Annotated in this window: 11 protein-coding genes and 7 pseudogenes; 12 read left to right on the top strand and 6 right to left on the bottom strand. The window is 61.5% G+C overall.

Going from position 1 to position 20,170, the window contains the following annotated elements; all coding sequences use genetic code 11:
• The first annotated feature begins 603 nt into the window (after window positions 1–603).
• The 5 genes and pseudogenes from LRP30_RS32620 to LRP30_RS32640 all read left to right on the top strand — a co-directional run bounded on the left by LRP30_RS32620 (window position 604) and on the right by LRP30_RS32640 (window position 5,249).
• A complete protein-coding gene (locus LRP30_RS32620) occupies window positions 604–1,464 on the top strand; it encodes a site-specific integrase (RefSeq protein WP_249757440.1) in 861 nt (286 codons plus the stop codon).
• A 9-nt stretch (window positions 1,465–1,473) separates the two neighbouring features.
• Complete coding sequence (locus LRP30_RS32625) at window positions 1,474–2,664, top strand: IS91 family transposase (RefSeq protein WP_249757441.1); 1,191 nt, start codon at window positions 1,474–1,476, stop codon at window positions 2,662–2,664.
• On the top strand, window positions 2,661–2,900 hold the full coding sequence (locus LRP30_RS32630) for a hypothetical protein (protein WP_249757442.1): 240 nt from the start codon (window positions 2,661–2,663) through the stop codon (window positions 2,898–2,900). The genes LRP30_RS32625 and LRP30_RS32630 overlap by 4 nt, the downstream gene beginning before the upstream one ends.
• Before the next feature lie 263 nt (window positions 2,901–3,163).
• Window positions 3,164–4,694, top strand: a pseudogene (gene istA / locus LRP30_RS32635) (IS21 family transposase).
• Window positions 4,695–4,760: 66 nt separating this feature from the next.
• Window positions 4,761–5,249 (top strand): ATP-binding protein, encoded by a 489-nt coding sequence (locus LRP30_RS32640; protein ID WP_249757443.1) that lies wholly within the window; start codon window positions 4,761–4,763, stop codon window positions 5,247–5,249.
• Here LRP30_RS32640 and LRP30_RS32645 read toward each other — a convergent pair.
• Complete coding sequence (locus tag LRP30_RS32645) at window positions 5,191–7,293, bottom strand: recombinase family protein (RefSeq protein ID WP_249757444.1); 2,103 nt, start codon at window positions 7,291–7,293, stop codon at window positions 5,191–5,193. The genes LRP30_RS32640 and LRP30_RS32645 overlap by 59 nt on opposite strands.
• A gap of 511 nt (window positions 7,294–7,804) precedes the next feature.
• Here LRP30_RS32645 and LRP30_RS32650 point away from each other — a divergent pair.
• Window positions 7,805–7,924, top strand: a pseudogene (locus LRP30_RS32650) (ATP-binding protein); the annotation flags it as partial.
• A gap of 393 nt (window positions 7,925–8,317) precedes the next feature.
• On the opposite strand, the gene LRP30_RS32655 reads toward LRP30_RS32650, so the two are convergent.
• Window positions 8,318–8,554 carry a hypothetical protein gene (locus tag LRP30_RS32655; protein WP_249757445.1) on the bottom strand — a complete coding sequence of 79 codons (237 nt, stop codon included), beginning with the start codon at window positions 8,552–8,554 and terminating at the stop codon, window positions 8,318–8,320.
• Window positions 8,555–9,137: 583 nt separating this feature from the next.
• Between LRP30_RS32655 and LRP30_RS32660 the strand changes: the two genes are divergently transcribed.
• Window positions 9,138–9,452: an LLM class flavin-dependent oxidoreductase gene (locus tag LRP30_RS32660; protein WP_249757446.1), complete on the top strand. Its 315-nt coding sequence runs from the start codon at window positions 9,138–9,140 to the stop codon at window positions 9,450–9,452.
• 48 nt (window positions 9,453–9,500) lie between these two features.
• A pseudogene (locus tag LRP30_RS32665) lies at window positions 9,501–10,874 on the top strand (IS30 family transposase).
• Between the two features lie 40 nt (window positions 10,875–10,914).
• On the opposite strand, the pseudogene LRP30_RS32670 reads toward LRP30_RS32665, so the two are convergent.
• Together LRP30_RS32670 and LRP30_RS32675 are read right to left on the bottom strand one after the other, a co-directional pair.
• A pseudogene (locus LRP30_RS32670) lies at window positions 10,915–11,795 on the bottom strand (IS3 family transposase); the annotation flags it as partial.
• Window positions 11,796–12,071: 276 nt separating this feature from the next.
• Entirely contained in the window at window positions 12,072–13,478 is a 1,407-nt protein-coding gene (locus LRP30_RS32675) for a VOC family protein (RefSeq protein WP_249757447.1), read from the bottom strand.
• A 137-nt stretch (window positions 13,479–13,615) separates the two neighbouring features.
• On the opposite strand from LRP30_RS32675, the gene LRP30_RS32680 reads away from it, so the two are divergent.
• The 3 genes from LRP30_RS32680 (at window position 13,616) to LRP30_RS32690 (ending at window position 17,578) form a co-directional block, all read left to right on the top strand.
• On the top strand, window positions 13,616–14,512 hold the full coding sequence (locus LRP30_RS32680) for a LysR substrate-binding domain-containing protein (RefSeq protein ID WP_249761885.1): 897 nt from the start codon (window positions 13,616–13,618) through the stop codon (window positions 14,510–14,512).
• A 253-nt stretch (window positions 14,513–14,765) separates the two neighbouring features.
• Window positions 14,766–16,193, top strand: coding sequence for an FAD-binding oxidoreductase (locus LRP30_RS32685; RefSeq protein WP_249757448.1), 1,428 nt, complete (start codon window positions 14,766–14,768; stop codon window positions 16,191–16,193).
• Window positions 16,194–16,786: 593 nt separating this feature from the next.
• Window positions 16,787–17,578, top strand: coding sequence for a hypothetical protein (locus tag LRP30_RS32690; protein ID WP_249757449.1), 792 nt, complete (start codon window positions 16,787–16,789; stop codon window positions 17,576–17,578).
• On the opposite strand, the pseudogene LRP30_RS32695 reads toward LRP30_RS32690, so the two are convergent.
• A pseudogene (locus LRP30_RS32695) lies at window positions 17,575–17,820 on the bottom strand (transposase); the annotation flags it as partial. The gene LRP30_RS32690 and the pseudogene LRP30_RS32695 overlap by 4 nt on opposite strands.
• Window positions 17,821–17,907: 87 nt before the next feature.
• Here LRP30_RS32695 and LRP30_RS32700 point away from each other — a divergent pair.
• Window positions 17,908–19,173, top strand: a pseudogene (locus tag LRP30_RS32700) (IS256 family transposase).
• Window positions 19,174–19,209: 36 nt separating this feature from the next.
• Here the strand turns inward: LRP30_RS32700 and LRP30_RS32705 are convergent.
• Window positions 19,210–19,939, bottom strand: a pseudogene (locus LRP30_RS32705) (IS630 family transposase); the annotation flags it as partial.
• Window positions 19,940–20,170: the final 231 nt, after the last annotated feature.

Genomic DNA, 20,170 nt, shown 5'->3' on the forward strand with positions numbered 1-20,170 from the left:
TGGCACGCCTGCGCGATCCGCAGGTCCTGCCTCAGTTTCAAATTTACCGCCCGGCGAGCCAACCACCTTGTGTTCGTCCAACTCGCCTCAATCAGGCTATGGCTCCGCGCTAATGATAGGATGGACGCCCGCCGACGGCGAAGTCTGAACCTCCTCCGAATGAATGGACACTTTAGTAGACCCAGACAGCCTGGGCGTGTCGAATGCGGGAACGTCAACGTCGATCTTTCACAGAGGTCTGCAAGCGTCAGGCCGTTGAGCTGGCCGTATCGAGCGGTCGATCGAGTAGCCAAGGAGCTTGGTCTGCGCGATTCGGTGCTGCGACGCTGGGTGGACAACCTCCGGCAGTAGCCGGCATTGACGGCGTGGCGCCCCACCACGCAGGCGACGCCGATGTCAGCGGACCAGGCTGCGGAGATTGCTCGGCTGCGCCAGGACAACGAATGCGGGTTTCCGATGATTTCGCCCGGGTGTACCGATTTGATCTCGCCCAGGATTGAACGAACCCGCTACGCGGGAGTGGAGGCAAGCCTGGTGAACTGAGGTGTCCTGTCTGAGAGGATGTTGGTCTTCGCACCACCCCTCTCAAGACAGGAGACCCAGATGGCTACGATGAGCCCTCTTCCGCAGCGCATGATCGAGGACATGACGGTCCGCAATCTGTCGCCGTCGACTCAGCAATCCTATATCTATGCGATCGCAAAGTTTAGCCGCCATTTCGGCGGCCCCCCGGACCGCTTGAGTTTCGAGCAGGTCCGCGCCTACCAACTGCACCTCATCGGCCAAAAGCGTTCGTGGTCCCACATCAATCAGGTGGCCTGCGCGCTGCGGTTCTTCTACGGCGTCACACTCGGGCAGACGGAGGCATTCGAGCGGATCATCGGTGGCCAGAAGCCCGACAAGCTCCTGCTCGTGCTTAGTGCCGAAGAGATCGAGCGCTTTCTGGACGCGGTTACAGGGGTACGCAACCGCGTCGTGCTGGCGACGGCTTATGCGGCTGGCTTACGGGTTAGTGAAGTTGTCCGCCTGAAGGTGAGCTCGATCGACAGCAAGCGAATGTTGATCCACATCGAGAACGGCAAGGGCGGCAGAGATCGTTACGCAATGCTTTCTCCTCGGCTGCTGGATATTCTGCGTGCGTACTGGACGCGAACACGGCCGGGGCTGTGGCTATTTCCAGGCCAAGACCCAAGTGAACATGTCAGCGTCCGCTGCGTCCAGGCGGCCTGCCGCGCCGCCCGCCGCCGCGCTCGGATTGCCAAGCCGATCACTGTCCACACGCTCCGGCACTCGTTTGCGACCCATCTCCTGGAAAGCGGAATCGACATCCGCATCATTCAGGTCTTGCTCGGACATGCCGATCTCGGATCGACGGCCCGCTACGCACAGGTTGCGACCAATCTGCTCGCCCGCACGACCAGCCCATTCGATGGGCTCTCCATCAGGGTGATCCCACCTGACTGAGCCACGCATATGCGCCCCGTGCTTGAGGTGGCGGACATCTTCCGCCGCCACGGTGTTGCGTTTCGTGCCGGGCAGGGCTCTCGGCTCTCGTCCGACCAGCGCCGTGTGATGGCGGCCATCGAGGCGTGTCGCACAGCGACGCTTGGCGGCCACGTCGAGCGCTGCGACGACTGCGGCCTGGTTCGCGTGACCTACAACAGCTGTCGCGATCGGCACTGCCCAAAGTGCCAAGGTCTCGCGCGCGCCCAATGGCTCGCCGATCGCCAAGCCGATCTGCTGCCGGTCCCCTATTTCCATGTTGTCTTCACCGTGCCGGCGTCAGTAGCCGCTATCGCGCTGCAGAATAAGGCGGTGGTCTACGACATCCTACTCAAAGCAGCAGCCGAGACGATCCGTCTCATCAGCGCCGACCCGAAGCATGGGTGCCGAGACTGGGATGATCGCCATTCTCACACCTGGGGGCAGACCCTGACACATCATCCGCATGCCCATTGCGTCGTGCCGGGCGGCGGGATTGCCCCTGATGGAAGCTGGGTTGGCTGCCGCCCCGGCTTCTTCCTTCCCGTTCGCGTCCTGTCACGATTGTATCGTCGGCTATTCCTGGAGCGCCTCCAGGCGGCGTTCGATAGCACCAAGCTCCAGTTCTTCGGCCACCTCGACCACCTGAGTGAAGCGGCTGCATTCGCCCGCCATCTAAACGCCCTCCGCAAGGTCAAGTGGGTCATCTATGCCAAGCGTCCCTTCGGCGGACCAGGACAGGTTCTGGCGTATCTCGGGCGCTACACTCATCGCGTTGCGATCGCCAATGGCCGGCTCATCACCTGTGAGCAGGGCCACGTCCGCTTCCGGTGGAAGGATTATCGCGCCGGCAACAAATCCAAAGTGATGACGCTCGAGACTGACGAGTTCATCCGGCGCTTTCTGCTCCACATATTGCCGAAGGGGTTTCGCCGCATCCGTCATTTTGGCTTCCTGGCGAACGCCTGCCGCGTCGCCAAACTCGCGCGCATCCGAGCGGCGCTAAAGGCGCCGCAGCCACCTCCGCCTGCCGAAGCTGTCGACTATCGTGAGCGCTGCGCCATCCTCATTGGTCACCGCCTTGACTTGTGCCCCATCTGCGGAGGCCGCATGGTCGAGATTGGGCTTGTGCCGCGTGCGCGAACGCCGCGACGCGCAGCACCTCGCTGCGATACATCATGACCGACTACCTCGACTTGTTCGTTCCCACTGCAGGCATCGCCATGCCGACGTTCTCCGTCGGAACGATCAAGCACGCTCAGAACGCGCGGCGAACGGGCGATAGTCAGCCGCTTAGGCTTGACGCGCCGTTCGACGCTATCGACGGCGGCATCCTCTCCTGCCAACATCAGCGGCAATCTGCGGCCACACTCGCTCGCGGGCCCGACATCGGGTCAATCGCGCCTACCGGCGCCTAGATCGAGCCCCCATAGCTCCTCGCTCACAAGACGCGGCTTCGTTCAATCCAGCTTCAAATAGGTCCCGCGCTGGACTTGCGGCGAGATCTGCGACGCGGGACCTCTTTGAACCCTCCAGTATTCCAGAGCATCGTGATCACGGTTCCAGCCGATCGTGATCGCTATTTCCAGCGATCGTGATCGGGGACAACCGGGAGGCGCACACCGCTGACAGTCTGCAACCGGGGTAGCTCGGTCTTTTGCCCAACCGCAGAGGATCGAGAATGCCGACAGAGAGACTGTCCATGCGCCACATTCGCGAAGTTCTACGCCTGCACTACAGCGTCGGCATGTCGCAACGCGCCGTTGCCCGCAGCCTCGGTCTGGCCCAGGGCACGGTCAGCAAGTACGTGAACCGAGCCCGCCGCGCCGACCTGACCGTTGCCGCCGGAGCTGGATGACGACGTCCGGCTCGAGAACCGCCTGTTCCGCCGCCGTCTGATCGGCCTAGCGAGGAGCGTCCGCATCCGGACTGGGCGCTCGTGCATCGCGAGCTGCGGCGCCCGAACGTCACGCTGATGCTGTTGTGGGAGGAGTATTGCGACGCAAACTCCGACAGCTTCAGCTATGCGTGGTTCTGCGAACGCTACAGGGAATGGGCCGGCCGCCTCAAGCCGACCCTGCGCCAGGTTCATGTCGCCGGCGAGAAGCTGTTCGTCGACTATTCCGGCCACACCATGGAGGTGGTTGACGGGCTCAGCGGCGAGGTGCGCAGCGTGCAGATCTTCGTCGCCGTGCTCGGCGCCTCGAACTACACCTACGCCGAGGCCAGCCTCACACAGAGCCTGCCGGACTGGATCGCCTCGCACGTCCGGGCCTTTTGCTTTTTCGGCGGCACGGCCCGGCAGACGGTCAGCGACAATCTGAAGGCCGGCATCACCCGGGCCTGCTTTCACGAGCCGATGGTCAACCGGACCTATGCCGATCTCGCCCGCCATTACCGCACCGCCATCGTGCCGGCACGGCCGTATCGGCCGCGCGACAAAGCCAAGGTCGAAGTCGGGGTCCAAATCGTCGGGCGATAGATCCTGGCGCGCCTGCGCAACCGCCGCTTCTTCTCGCTCGCCGCCCTCAACGAGGCGATCCACGTGCTCCTTGTCGAGCTGAACGATCGACCGCTGCGCAGCTGGGGACGAAGTCGGCGCGACCTCTTCGAGGAGCTCGATCGCCCGGCGCTGACCCCATTGCCGGATGAGCCGTACGAGTATGCCGAGTGGAAGCGCTGCAGGGTCAACCTCGATTATCACGTCGAGATCGCCAAGCATTACTACAGCGTTCCTCACAACCTCGTGCATCAGGAGGTCGAGACTCGCATCACGCAAAAGACCGTCGAGATTTTCCTCCGCGGCAAGCGAGTGGCGTCGCATCTGCGCAGCACGTTGCCGCATCGCCCGACGACGATTCCCGAGCATATGCCGAGCTCACATCGCCGCTATCGTGACTGGACCCATGAGCGCATTCGTTCCGAAGCTGCCAAGGTCGGTCCCGATATCGAGACGCTGATCGACGTCATCCTGCGGTCGCGGCCGCATCCGGAACAGGGCTTCCGCTCGGCGATCGGCATTCTCGGACTGGTCAAGCGATACGGCCGTGAACGCGTCGACGCCGCCTGCGCCCGGGCCCTCCTGATCAACGTCCGCTCGTACAAATCGGACGCCGCCATCCTCAAGAACGGCACCGACAGAACCGCCTCCCGCCGAGGAGGCGCCCATCCTCTTCCACGCCAACATCCGTGGCGGCAGTTACTACGATTGATCAGGAGAGATCAGCATGCTTATTCATCCTACCATCGATGGCTTGCGCGCCCTCGGCCTCGCCGCTATGGCCGATACCCTCACTGAACTGCAGAACAATCCCGAGGCGGCCGGGATGCCGCACGCCGATTGGCTCGGCCTCCTCGTTGATCGCGAGGTCACCGCCCGCGACAACCGCCGCCTCACGCGCCGCTTGAGCAGGGCCAAGCTCCGTCAAGCTGCCGCCATCGAGAACGTCGACTATCGCACCGCTCGCGGCCTCGACCGTTCGCTCTTCCAGAACCTCGCCACCAGCCAATGGATCCGTGATGCCAACCACCTGGTCATTGTCGGCCCAACCGGTACCGGCAAGTCCTGGCTTGCCTGTGCGCTCGGCAACAAAGCCTGCCGCGACGGCTTCTCCGTCCTCTACAAGCGGGCATCCCGCCTGTTCGCCGATCTCGCCCAGGCGCGCGGCGAAGGCCGTCTGGCGCGCCGTCATTGCCGAGCCGATGACTTCATGGTGCCTCCTTCTTCGAACGCTTGGTGCGTCGTACCCGGTTGCGAAGCTGAGTAATTTGTTTGTCGGAGAGCTCGATCTGCCATGGCTGGCCCTTGGCCAACTGATGACCTGCCGGCAATCCGCGCGCGAGATAATCGAACACCGTCTGCGGGGTCACTCCAAGCTCAGCCGCTGCGCCCTGAATCGAGAAGCTCCCGTCGGGCCAGCGCATTGGGTTCTTGTCCATGCCGTTGATTTTGACTGTGGGAATGCCCCAGCGGGTGCGTAACACCCAGACGTTCTCGCCTTTGAAGGCGCAGCCTCGGGCCGCGACGAAGCCTTCCTGATTGAGTATTGCCGCGATCTCGCCATCCATTTTGTGTTCAGCATTCAGCTCGACGATCCGTCGCCGCAACCGATCAATGTCGATGTAATCGCGGTAGGTGTGAACGCGCCGTTGTACGTGATGCTCGCTGGTTGCGCCGGTCTGCCAGACGATCTTGAGCCACACCTGGCCTCGGGTCCGCTTCTGATCAAGAACGACCTCGCGGATCACAAATCGCAGAATGCGCTTGCGATCAGCTGCCGACGTGGTGGCCGCGTTCCAAATCCGCGGTAGGTTCTCGCCGAGCGCTTGTAGCCCTGCGCATTCGGCCGGGCCAATCAGAAGCGGCTCTTGCCCGCGCCAACGCGCATGCTCCTGCTCGACCGCCTCGACGACACGCGGCCTCTCTTCCCAAGCCCGCTCAAGTGAGCGCGCCACAAGACGGTTCTCCGGCTCTACGGCGTCATACTGGCGCCGAGCGCGCTCGGCCTCGTAGCGGGCGCGCTCCACGCGAAGCGCCCACTGGCGCTCGAGCTGACGGCTCTCCTGCTCCAGTTGGCCCGCCGCCGCGAGTGCGATCTCAATCTGATCCGGCACCAGGGCATCGAGGACCACCCGCTCGACCAGCGCGTCAACCGCCAAGGCCCGGACTTCCTGACACAGTGCACTGCCTTGCTGGTCCCGATCCGAGCGGCAGCAATAGACCGGATAGTCGGCATTCGGGCCAGTGTAGCGCATGCTCATGCGCCGTCCGCAACGGCCGCAGATCGCAATTCCTTGTAACAGGGCTGCCCCCTTGCGCGGTACGCCAGAATGTCCTGCCTCATAGCGGAAGATGTTATCTGCCAGTCGCCCCTGGTTGGCCATGAACTCCTCCCAGCTGATATAGCCTGGGTGAGCGGCGTGGAGGCAAACCGCCCAATCCCCGATCGCCACCTTGACCGTTCCCGTCAGCGATCCCGGCCGGCATCGGCTCGGATCCTTTTGCCGTCGGCCATAAACATACGCCCCAGCATAGGCCGGATTTTGAAGGACGCTAAGGACGCGTGCACTATCTGGCGCACGCCAAACGATCTCGTGTGGAGATGGTCCAAGCAGCGGTCGAACCGGCAAGGACAATCCGTTCCTGTCCAAGTAACGCATCACACGGCGCGCGCTTTGCAGTTCCCGGAATTTGGCGAACACGAGATGAAGACGGACCTGCACCTCCTCATCGGGATTGAGAATAATTGTGCCCGCTCGATCATAGGCGAGCCCGGCTGGCAGGGGCAGCCGCAGTTCGCCCCGCGCCGCCTTCTGGCGTTCCCCTTGGTGAAGGCGCATTCGAAGCTGATGCAACTCCGCCTCGCTCATGATGCCGGACAAGCCCAACAGCAGGCGGTCGTGGTAGGCGCGCGGATCGTAAAGCCGCTCACCATCCGCAATGAGCACGCCGAACACCGAGCACAGTTCGAGAAGCTGATGCCAGTCCCGGTTATTGCGGGCCAAGCGAGAAGCGTCGAGGCTCACCACAAGACCGGCGTTGCCAAGGCCGATCTCGGCAATGAGCTTCTGGAAACCATGACGATCCACACCGCCAGCACCGGATTTGCCCAGATCCTCGTCAATGACCTGGACGCGCTCCGGCGGCCAGCCCAGACCGATGGCGCGATCGACGAGGCGGTACTGCAGCTCGGTGCTCTCCTGGTGCTGGCGCACCTGGTTCACGGATGACTGCCGCACGTAGACATAGGCCAACTTGGCTCGGTGCGCAGTCGTGAGCCGCTCGTCAGCGACGGTCGAGCTGATCAGCACGACCCAGTCCCCTTCCGGGCGTGCCGGCAACCGCTTGCATTCGCCGCAGCAGCGTGGCGAGGATTTGAGCGATCTGGGTCTGCGTCGCGGTCGATAGATTCGGCCACAGGCGCGGAATGTCGGCCGTCGGGCGGCCGGGTGGATTTGCCAACGTCGGCAGCGGTCGATACGCAACGCGACCTGGAAGCGGTCGGTGGGTCATCGCGAATCACCTTCTCGTCGAGAAGACCCAGACTCGCGCTCAAATGTTGCATCAATGGGATCAGCGTACGTGCACTGATGCGCGGCAGATCGGCGGCGTTCGGGTGGGGCGTGATCGGCGTCTCGGCAAGATCCGTCGACGCGATCCGAACCGCCCGCGGCCGGCCGTCCGGCAGCGCGACAACGACGTACGCGGGACCGCGCCCCGACCGCTCCTTCAGCACCTCAAGCCGGTGCCCAAAAAGAAAATGATGCGGGTCAGTGATCGTGACGTGAGACACGACCCGTTCAAGAATAGGGGTACTCTGTCGTGTTCGGTGATCCCACTCTCGGTGACGCGATATTGGATCGTATCATTCACAATGCGCACCGCCTCGAGCTCAAAGGCGACAGCCTGCGCCGGCAGGCCGGCGAAAGGAAAAGCGCGTGATCACCTCCCGCGCGATCGCCCCGGCGGCCCACAGGTCCCTCGCGCGCGCGTCGCTCCGTCGCTCGTGGGGGCACTCCGCGCCGCGCACGGGCCCCTCCCATGGACCGCCGGCACGATCTCCAAGCCAGCCACCAGCCTTGACGAGGAGACCATTTCCAGCACAGATGCAATCGTCAGTCGTGTCCGCTTCCGAACATGATCACGATCACTGGAATCCGTGATCACCATCGTCTGGAACCACTGATCACCATCCCTGGAATGCGCAAGTTCGCTCTCGATTGCCTCACGGGGGCAATACATGGCCGTTTCGAAGACGATGGCGTCGAGTTCACATGGGACGGAGGCGATGAGACGGAGCCAAGTGGCCTACCCCAAAGGAGTAAGCCTCCTTGACTATGTCAACGATCCGCACGTGTTCGACGGACGCAAGTCGAACGCGAGCCAACTCCATGCGCCGGACGCCATCGCAGGATCAGAGTCAATACCGCTGCCCAGATCCACCGCACTGTCAGCACCGGTCCCTTTCAGGAACTGTTCTGTTTTACCTGCAAAGATAAGAACATCCGCTCCGTAGATTTTGTAGGACTTCCAGCCAGATGCGGCGTCGTTATCACGTATGGCAAGACCCACAGTGGACTGTCCTTTGGCAGCGGCTACCGCTCAAACACGTCGATCATCGCACCCGCGATTGCGCCCGTCCGCATTCCTACAAGCAACTATCGAGCTTCTCCACGGCTTTGGCCGCGAGTCCTGCTTTATCCTAGAGGGATGCCATCATTTGCGACGCGGACAACTACCAACGCTACTAATTGATCGAGATACCGGAAGCATGTCAACGTCGGCCAAAGAGCGCTGGGCCAGTCCGCCCAGCGCCTGGCGAGGAGTTCGGCATGCAAGATCAAACACAATCTGTTTCCGTCACCGGCCTTGATCGACACGCTGGATCGCCGTCGACGTGGTCGAGCGCATCGCTTCCGAAGTTCCGTGGGAGATCCATGGATTCCCAAGTTCGCCTGGCATTTCTAGCTGCCCACGCCGGCCGGCTTCCACAGAGAGCAGCTCAGCCGGGCAATTGGGAAGCGCGGCAGCCTAGTGCGGCAAAGCGAGCTATATCCTGGCGATCGTGAGGAGGGACACTGTTTTGTGGCACCAATGAACACAACTGGCCAGGCGAACGCGGCGCGAGGATAGTCCACTTCAAAGGGAGATAGGCATGCGGCGTAATGATGAAATTAAGCTCGGAGTAGCCCTCTTTCAGTCGGGATCTCACGACGGTGCATGGCGCGATCCAAGCGTGCCGGCGAATGGCGGAGTTGATATCGATCATTATGCTCGCCTGGCAGCACTTGCCGAAGGTGCAGCATTTCACTTCGTCTTTCTTGCCGATAGCCCATGCGTAATAGAACGAGATCTCACACACATAGCTCGTGTAAGCAAAAACGATGGGTTCGAGCCAATCACGCTGTTGTCGGCGCTTTCATCGAGAACAAAAGACATTGGCCTTGTCGCCACAGCGACTACGACGTAGCAGGCGGATTCAAACGGTCGTCGCAACACCATGACGTTTGAGGTTGCGATGAGGGTTGTAAATCGGCGATCGGCGCGGTCAGGACGGGCGCCATTGCCATCGCCAGGCCGGCCGTCTGTTGCAGGACGCGACAAACAGAATAGATTTTGGAGGGCGATTGCCATAGGGCAGAGCAGCGAAGATGCTGCGCTTGAGGCTGGATTATCGCAACCTGTCGGAAGCAGATTATTCCGGAGGGCGGGCGGCATGCCACCAGCGATGTTCAGATCTTCGGCCAAACCTCTCTCCGGGCGCTACCTTTCGTTGGCTGAACGCGAGGACATCGCCCTTTTAAAGGTGCAGGGCCATTCCATACAGGAGATCGGGCGCCGCTTGGGGCGAGCTGCTTCGACAGTCTCCCGTGAACTGCGTAGGAACGCGGCCACCCGCGGCGGCGGGTTGGAGTATCGGGCAACAACTGCCCAATGGCATGCAGACCGATCTGCCCGCCGGCCCAAACCGACCAAGCTTGCGCTCAACGAAGCCTTGCGCAGTTATGTGGAGGAGAGACTAGCCGGCGGCGTCGTAGCCCCGAGCGGAGCTTGTATTCCCGGCCCCTCCGTTCGGTGGAACGGCCGCCGGCAGGGCCGGCGAACGGATCGACGATGGGCCAAGGCATGGAGTCCCGAGCAGATTGCCCGACGCTTGCCGATCGACTTTCCGGACGACAAGACGATGCGCATCAGCCACGAAGCCATCTATCAGGCTCTCTTCGTTCAGGGCCGCGGTGTACTACGAAGCGAACTGACGGCCTGCTTGCGAACCGGACGTGTGTTGCGCGTGCCCAGGGGGCGCGTACGCAGGCGGGGCAAGGGCTTTATCTCGCCGGAGATCATGATCCGTGAGCGCCCCGCTGAAGCGGCCGATTGAGCCGTACCGGGACATTGGGAGGGAGACCTCATCCTCGGTCTTGGCAGCTCGGCGATCGGCACGTTGGTCGAACGCACGACACGCTTCACAATGCTATTGCACCTTCCCCGATTAGCCGGGCATGGCGAAGCTCCGCGCAAGAAGAACGGACCTGCGCTTGCGGGACACGGGGCGGAAGCCGTGCGCGACGCGATCACGCGCACCATCATCACTTTGCCCGAAGAACTACGTCGGACGCTGACTTGGGATCAAGGAGCCGAAATGGCTCAGCACGACCGCCTCAAGATCGATGCGGGCATCCAGGTCTACTTCTGCGACCCGCAAAGCCCTTGGCAGCGCGGCACTAACGAGAACACCAACGGGTTGCTGCGGCAGTACTTTCCGAAAGGCACAGACCTGAGCATCCACAGCGCCGACGAAATATCCGCTGTAGCAGCGGCCCTCAACGCCCGACCGAGATAGACACTGGGCTGGAAAACGCCGGCAGAAGCGCTTGACGAATTACTGTCATGAGTGAAAACAATCGGTGTTGCGACGACCGTTTGAATCCGCCCTGGCTGCCCTGGTCGGAGTGATGCAACAGCGCATCCGGCTTGCCGCGTCGCCAGACGGCCATCAACAATGCGTCCGTCACGAGCTGTGCCGTCATGGCGGCACTCATCGACCAGCCCACCACGCGACGTGAGAACAGGTCGATCACCGCTGCGACATAGAGCCAGCCTTCGGCCGTCCAGAGATAGGTGAAGTCGGCGATCCATTTCTGGTTGGGACGCTCGGCGGCGAACTGCCGGTCAAGGAGGTTCGCCGGTACGGTCTCGAGCTGTCGATCGCCGTCATCCTTCGGCAAGCGCCGACGTCGCGGCCGCGCCCGCAAGCCTTGCAGGCGCATCAGCCGCTCAATCCGGTGCAGGCCGCAATCCGCCCCGTCGGCGAGCAGGTCACGCCACACCCGGCGTGCGCCATAGGTGCGGTCGCTGGCGACGAAGCTGGCCTTGACCTTGCCACCGAGCTCCTCGTCGCTGCGGGATCTGGCGCTGGGAGAGCGGTTCAGCCAGGCATGGAAGCCCGACCGCGACACTCCCAGCGCATCGCATAGCCATGCCACCGGCCAGATCGTCCGGTGCTTCGCGACGAAGGCGAACTTCATGTCGCTTCCTTCGCGAAGTAGGCTGCGGCCTTTTTTAGGATATCCCGCTCGGCCTTCAACTTGGCGACCTCACGGCGTAACCGCTCGATCTCCTGCTGCTCCGGCTTCATCTGCCCGTGGCCAGGAAAGGCCTGCACCGGATCGGAGCCGAACTCCTTCACCCATTTGCGCAGAACGTTCTCATGAACATCCAGGTCGCGCCCGGCCTGCGCCACCGACACCCCGCGCTCCCTGACCAGCTTGACCGCCTCGACCTTGAACTCGCGACTGAACTTCCGTCTCTTCATCGCCCACCTCCGGCTCGATAAAACACCTAATCTGGGTGTCCATCAAACCGGCAGCAGCTCAGCCTTCGCCGAACCCAATCGAGCTCGGCCTAGTCTCGATTTACTCGGTCTTGGGACTGCGCAAAGGTCCCGTTTGCGGTCAGTTTTGGGTAGGAGTTTTCATGCTACAAAGTCGCGCGCTTCATGGTGATACTTAGTAGTAAGAGAATCGAAATGTGAGCTTATCATCGCACTTGCAGTGCTTGCAGCACTGAAGCGCGCACCAGCAATGAGTGTTCAAGCAGACGCGGTTTTGGCACTCTCAAGCTGCTTCAGGGCCCCAACTAACGAAGTTTTCTCCGCTCGCGCATAGAGTTCCAATTCATCGCAAACCGCGACACCAAGGTCCAACTCGAACTGCGCGCGATTCGATTGGGCCTCGTAGTTCCTTTGCTCCTCGGTGCCGAGATTTGACTGGAAGATACCGGCTGCACTTACGGGAAGGAAATCCTCGTAAACGATCGGTTCAAATTGCAAAAAGCCCTTCTCGATTAGCTCGTCAAGTGTCGGCGGCAGTGCGCCGCGGCGGCCTGATGCCAGGCCGGCCGCAGTTGCAGAGTAACGGAAGAACGCGCGTCCTCGCGACCGCAGTTGGGCCCAATCGTCGGGGAATGAGCTAAAGCGTTCCAAAAGGTCGGTTTCATAACTTGAGGCATTCGATCCGGCCGCGCCGATTTGAACGTCTCGACGAACGGAGGCGAGTAGCTGATCGTAAAGGCAGCGCCCCTTTGCCGTCAGTGCGACGCCGCGCTGCTCGATTTCGCCGAAGCGCGCGGTGTGCGTTCCTGCCGTCGTCTCATCCGCGCAACGCCTGAAGATGATCGGCTCTTCCAGTGCCTTGAAGCTAGTCTGCCTCAGGAGGACTGGACATTGACGACGCGGCGGTCCCTCGATGACGGCCTTTGGCACAATGCCGCGCCCAGGCATTCCTGCCTGAACGGCATCGATGTCGAGAGCACGAGGGGTGAGATGATTGATGTGCGGACCTTTGAAGCTGACGATATCTGCAACCAAGCGATGGGCCCGATGCAACTTGCGATAGGCACTGAGGTCGACGGTAGCTTCACTGTGCCAGCGGAAAGTTTCCAGCGCCTCACGTACGAAAGCCTCTGCCTCGGAATGCGTCAGCGCACCTTCGGTTTCGAATACGCGAACGAAATCGAGCACTCGCGGCGTAAAAATCCGCCGAGCGGCGAGGATACTTGCGGCCTCAGCGCGCAGTGCGGAATCTTCGATCAATTCGAGCCGAAGCAGGGACGTAAAGACGCGGAAGGGGTTGCGACGGAGAGCTTCCTCCGCGATGGGCCGAAAGGCAGTTGAATGAACCGGGACTCCGGCCACCGAAAGGTCATAATAGCCGACAGGGTGCATGCCCATAACTGCGAAGAGGCGGCGAATGTCGAATAGTTCCCGCGCCGTGCCGAGTCGAATGGCACCATGTCGTTCGACACTCAACCTATCGAGTTCGCCGCTCTGCTCGAGGCTCGCACACAACTTAGGACTGTTACGCAGCGTTTCGGCGTTGACTTCGGCGACAAGCTCCAGGAGCGTCCCGTATTGCGGAACCTCCGCGCGATACATGTCTGACATCGCCTGCGAGAACAGGTCACGAATGTCATCGGAATTCGCATGGCGCCCGGCCATCAGATAGCTCCTTGCCGACTGCTGCGTCCAGGAGAGACTCACAGGACCATAAGGATTAGGATATTGCATTGGAGTTATTCTGGTGGTCTCTATGCAATCAAACGATTTTTTCTCAAGAGATCATTCCGACCCGGAATATGCAGATATCCCGTCGATTTTTGCCGTCGACCGCGCTGCTGGCTGCATTTGAGGCTACGGCGAGAACGGGCAGCGTCACCCTAGCAGCGAGGGAGCTCAGCCTCACCCAGAGCGCGGTCAGCCGGCAGATAAAGCTCCTTGAAGAGCAGCTGGAGGTCGAGCTATTTTTGCGCGAACGTCAGTCCCTCCGGCTAAGTATTGCCGGGGAATCCTATGCCCGGGAGATTCGCGAGGCGCTGCGCAAGATCAGCACAGCGTCTTTCAATCTTCGCGCCAATCCCAAGGGCGGCACACTCAACCTTGCGATCCTGCCGACCTTTGGCACGCGCTGGCTGGCACCACGACTCCCTAGGTTTTTGACACAGAATCCGGGCATCACGATCAACCTTGCCACGCGTTTTACATCTGTCGATTTCAGGAGCGAGGGGCTAGACGCAGCCATTCATTTCGGACCGAGAGACTGGGCAGGGGTTGAGATGGTTTTGTTGCGATCTGAAGAGGTTGTACCCGCCTGCAGTCCCGAGCTGAAAGAACAGTACGGTTTTCGCGGGCCAGGTGACCTCAACAAGGCCCCCCTGCTCAGCATCTCGACACGACCCAACGCGTTGCACCAGTGGTTTTCCGCCCAGAACATGGCGGGGGGATCTGGACAGACGATGTATTTCGATCAGTTTGCGACGGTCGCCCAGGCCGCGATGGTAGGTGTCGGCGTGGCGCTGCTGCCTATTTTTCTGATCCAGGACGAGTTGGAGAGCGGCAAACTCATTCGTGCCCTCGACCTACCGATGGAAAGCGCTGAGCGATACTATTTGGTGTGGCCACCCGAGCGATCGACCTACCCTCCCCTCATCGTATTCCGCGACTGGCTGGTCGCCGAAACCCTCACAGAGGGCTGAAATGTTCTAAATGCGATATAGCAAGAACTCTATGCCTAGCCCCGACGGCGGGCCAAGCATGACGGCGGGGGTTTATCCCGTGCGACGTTCATTTCCAGTCAACCCCTGGTCGGCGACGATCGGGATTATTCTCGGCGGCAAGTGCGGCGAGTTTGCCGGAAACCGTCACGTCCGCATGCTAGATGGGTTCATTGCGTAACGAGACCTCATCGACGGCCGACTGCGCGCGGCTTAGACCTAGAAGAACACAACGGTGACTATCACCCAACCGTCCTCATCTCCACTCTCGTCCGAACTGATAGCAAGGTTCAAGAAGATCGTCGGCGACAGGTACGCGCTGACTGATTCAGCCGATATCAAGCCTTACGTGACCGAGGAGCGCAACCTGTTCCGCGGCCACTCGCCTCTGGTGCTACGGCCGGGCTCGACCGCGGAAGTCTCCGCGATCTGCAAGCTCGCCTCTGAGCACGAAATCGCACTGGTGCCGCAGGGTGGCAATACCGGGCTCGTCGGCGGTCAGACTCCGCATAATGGCGAAGTCGTGGTGTCGCTGCGACGCATGGACAAAATACGGGACGTCGACACGGCCTCGAACACCATGACCTGCGAGGCAGGGGTGGTGCTGCAGATCGCACAGCAGAGGGCGGCCGAGATGGATCGGCTGCTTCCGCTCTCGCTCGGCGCGGAAGGGAGCTGCACCATCGGCGGCAATCTTTCGACCAATGCCGGAGGTACGGCCGCGTTGGCCTTTGGCGTCGCGCGTGAGATGGCGTTGGGGCTTGAGGTCGTGCTCGCCGACGGACGCGTGCTCAACGTGCTGTCGAGGCTGAAAAAGGACAACACCGGCTACGATTTGCGCAACCTGTTCATTGGTTCCGAAGGTACGCTCGGAATCATCACCGCGGCGACTCTCAAATTGTTTCCGAAGCCGCGCACAATCGAGACGGCGTTCGTCGGGCTGAAGTCTCCCGCGCAGGCGCTGAAACTGCTGACGATCGCGCAGGGCGAGGCATCGAACGCGCTGACGAGTTTCGAGCTCCTCGCGGAGTTGGCGGTCGATTTCTCGGTCCGTCACGGCATCGACGTGCGCGATCCGCTTCGAGAAAAGCATCCTTGGTACGTGCTGATGGAATTGTCCTCGTCGCGCGACGGCGGGCGGGCGATACTGGAGACGATCCTGACGCGTGCGCTGGAGGACGAGATCATCGACGACGCCGTGATCGCGGCGAACCTCACCCAGCGCGCGGCTTTCTGGAAGCTGCGCGACGAAATATCGGCGGCGCAGAAGCCGGAAGGCGGCTCGATCAAGCACGACATCTCAGTTCCGGTCGCCGCCGTGCCCGCCTTCATCGCGGAAGCCGACGCGGCTGTGGTGAAGCTGATCCCGGGATCACGGCCTGTGCCGTTCGGCCATCTCGGCGACGGCAACATCCACTACAATGTCAGTCAGCCGATCGGCGCCAACGCCGCCGACTTTCTCGCCCGCTGGCATGACGTCAACGCCGCCGTGTTCGCGATCGTGCTGCGAATGGGCGGCTCGATCTCGGCCGAGCATGGCATCGGCGTGCTCAAGCGCAACGAACTGCCTGACGTCAAGGACAAGGTTGCGGTCGAGCTGATGCGCTCGATCAAGACCATGCTCGACCCTCACGCCATCATGAATCCGGGCAAAGTGCTTTAAAATCAGGAGAGAGGCCGTGTTGCTACCGATTAGTGCGGCATCTGGCTTTTCCCAATGGAGACAGTGCCCAGCTCGTCCGCGCAGACGCAAAGCTCATTTCCAAGGTCTTGCAGGATCGACTTCTGTCAAGATTGGCCGCTCCGAGGACCTTTGCCTGGATACGTGCATTCTGGGGCGTCAGCGTCTGGACCGGCCACACCGATATGCGCCGCGGCATGCGAAGCCTGGCTCTTACGGTTCTCGGATGCGTTCGCTTCAGCGGTCGTGCTGTCATCCTGTGTCGAACGATGGTATGAAGAATGCGGAAAGGGTGTGATTTTATAGCCGCTCAGAAGCTAGAAGCTGTTACGTCTGAGCCGCTATGGTGCGGCGCGCCCGAGCATAGTCGCTGTTTCGATGGGTAGTCATTCGCAACCGAAAGTTGTCATCTGGCCTGGCAACTTTAGGGGGTGATGGCGAGCCGCTTGGCATTCTTCCAATCGGGCGCAGACTTTCGGCCGCAGTATTGCCGACTTGGAGGAAATCGCCCCAGATGGGGTGTTATAAGACATTACCGCCCATCAGACGGTATGGGCTACTGCAAGGTGATAGACATGATCGATCCTCGTCTCAGCCAAGGTAAGCCGTGGCCAGCGTGGGTGAAGCAGCGATTGGCGTCCCACGGCGCGCCCGTCGGCATCTTGATGCTTGATCGCATGCCCGGACCTGGTATCCGACCTTACATACCTGGGGACACCGGTAATTTCACCACTTGGAGCGTTCCCGTACGCTACAAGACAGTTCCTAATATGAATGTCACCCGGATTTTTGGGCCGGAAGGGGAAGCGCTGACATCGGCTGTGGTTCAGGCGGCGACCGAGCTTGTGCGCGAAGGTGCACAACTGATCACGTGCGGCTGCGGCTACTCGATCCGATACCAGCAAGCAGTCCGCGACGCGGTCGACGTACCTGTGTTCCTATCGAGCCTTCTTCTCGCTCCGTTCCTCGAAAGAATGCTTCCGCGTGACAAAGCGCTTGGCATTATTGCAGCAAGCAAGACCGCACTGACGCAACCTTACATCTTGGAAGCGGCGGGATTGCGGGCCACCCTCGGACGCAGAGTCTTCGTGGCCGGACTGGAGGACACTCCGGTGTTCGGCCCCACGTGGAATGAGGGCAAGGGCGACCTCGACGTCGAGGCGGTCGAAAAGGACGTAGTCGACACCGCCGTAGCTCTAGTCAACGACCGCCCGGACATCGGGATGTTGCTGCTCGAGTGCGGCGATTTGCCACCATACGCCTGGGCAGTTCAGCAGGCGACCGGCATCCCGGTCTTTGACTATACCTCGATGATCGAGTTCTTCGTCCGTGGGTTGATACGCAAACCTTTCACCGGACTTATCTAGAGCGTTAGCCGATCAGATCGCAAATAGCCGGCAGCGGCGAAGTAGTTTTTGGATTCTGTAGGCGTGTAGGTGTCGACGATGCGCCCAATCGCGTCCCAAAGGCCGCCGACGGTGCGTTCGGCGGCCTTTCGCAAGTGTGCCTTGAGTTTGGCGAAGGCCTTCTCGATCGGGTTGAGATCGGGGCTGTAGGGCGGGAGATATAGGAGCGTGGCGCCGGCCGCCTCGATCATCTCGCGTAGAGCTATGCGGGAAAGTGGGGGATGACGGACTGAGATAGGCGGGAGGCGGGTGTCGAGCCTGCCAGAACCTCTCAAGGAGAGCGATACGCCATGAACGAGACTAGCAATATTGTGCCGCTTCGTCAGCCCGACGAGATCGATGATCCACTGACCAATGTCCTGCGCGCCGGTGCGCGGCTGCTTCTGGCACAGGCTGTCGAGGTGGAAGTCGAGACCTTTCTTGCCACGGTGAAGGATTTGAAGCTTGCCGACGGACGCGCCCGTGTCGTGCGGCATGGTTACGGCCCGGCGCGAATGATCCAGACCGGCATCGGCCCGGTCGAGGTGGCGCGGGCGAAGGTTCGCGACCGCGGGGCGTCCAGCGAGGGCGAGCGGATCCGGTTCAGCTCGGCGATCCTGCCGTTGTGGGCACGGCGGACCAGAAGTCTGGATGCGCTGTTGCCGGTGCTATACCTGCGCGGCATCTCGACCGGCGATTTCCAGGAGGCGCTGACGGCCTTGCTGGGCAAGGACGCGCCGAACCTGTCGCCCGCGGTGATTTCCCGGCTGACGGCGGAGTGGCAAGGCGAGTACGAGCGCTGGCAGAGGCGCGATCTGTCGGCGCGCCGATACGTGTACGTGTGGGCCGATGGCGTCTTCCTGCAGGCCCGCATGGAAGACCACGGCGAGTGCATGCTGGTGCTGATCGGCGCGACGCCGGAAGGCAAGAAGGAACTGATCGGCTTTTAGGTCGGCGTGCGGGAGAGCGCGCAGAGCTGGCGCGAGCTCCTGATCGACGTCAAGCAGCGCGGGTTGCAGATCGCGCCGGAAATTGCCGTCGGCGACGGCGCGCTCGGCTTCTGGAAGGCGCTCGACGAGGTCTTTCCCGGCACGCGGCACCAGCGATGCTGGGTGCACAAGACCGTGAATGTCCTGGACAAGGTCCCGCTCTCGGTGCAGGCCACCATGAAGAAGGATTTGCGCGAGGTCTATTGGGCGCCGAACCGGGCGTCCGCCGAAGCGGCGATCGGCGTCTTTGCCGAGAAATACCGCGCCAAATACGGTCGCGCGGTCGAATGTCTGAAGGATCGCGATGCGCTGCTGGCCTTCTACGACTTTCCTGCCGAGCATTGGGATCACCTGCGCACCAGCAATCCCATCGAGAGCGTGTTCGCCACCGTGCGGCACCGGACGGTGCGCACCAAGGGTTCGTTGTCGCCGACCACCGCCAAGCTGATGGTGTTCAAGCTCGTCATCGCCGCATCGAAGACCTGGCGGCGGCTCAAAGGCACAAATCAGTTGCCGAAGGTTATCGCGGGTGTCAGATTCAACGACGGCATCGAGGTCATCCAAGTGCCGACAAACCACGCCGCCTGATCACCTCGTCACCCAAAATCCCGCATAGCTCTACGTCTCGCGTATGCGTGGCCCTTTATGGCTGGACAGGTTGTCCATGATGACGATGGCGTCCTTGGGCAGTTCGGGGACGAGCACCTTTTCGACATAGGTCTCGAAGGCGTCGCGGTTGATGGGGCCGTCGAGCACCCAGGGAGCGATGATGCCTTGCGTGGTGAGGGCGGCTACGCAGGTTGTGGTCTTCCAATGGCCGTGAGGGATGCTGGCCCGCAGGCGTTCGCCGCGCCTGCAACGGCCATGTGTTCGCGCCATGTTGGTCGAAGCCCAGGTCTCATCAAATAAAGACGAGGCGATCCCGTTCGAGCTTGCCCTGGCTCTCGCGCCAAGCCGCGCGGCCCTTCAAAACGTCTGGACGGACTTGCTCTGCTGCATGGGCAGTCTTTTTTTGCGCGTGATCTTGTGACGCTCGAAGAAGCGGCGGATCGTGCCATAGCCAAAGGACAGGCCTTGTGTGCTCAAGCTGTGCCGCAATTCCTCGATGGTGATATCGGGCGAGGCCTCGAGTAGAGCCGTGATCGTCGCCTGATGGGCATCGATCCGGTGAGACTTGCGATCGCCGCCTTGGGCCTTCGGCAGGGCATCGCCTTGCTCCCGCTCGCGCGTTCGCCAGCGGCTTACGCTCGCCGGGCTTACGCCAAAGCGCTCAGCAGCCTGCCGGCCTGAAACGCCCGCCCTCAATACAGCCGAGAACACGTTCGCGAAGGTCCATTGAAAGCGGTTTCGCCATGCTCGCCGGCCTCCAGTCCCGGCGAACAGCTTGAATCATCAAACCGCTGATTTGGGAATCCCCAACGATTCAGTCAGATGGGCTACCGCTCTAGAAGGTTCGCGGAGCGGCCGCGGCTCAAGCCGCAGTCTCCGCAACAACATATGAGCGTACAAACAGCAACACGGGGCGTGGGCCGCGGACGTTTGTTCGCCGACGATGAGGCCGTTAAGAGAAGCAAGCAATGGCCAA

This window comes from Bradyrhizobium sp. C-145, assembly GCF_023375135.1.
In the GTDB taxonomy this organism is placed as follows: Bacteria; Pseudomonadota; Alphaproteobacteria; order Rhizobiales; family Xanthobacteraceae; genus Bradyrhizobium; species Bradyrhizobium zhanjiangense.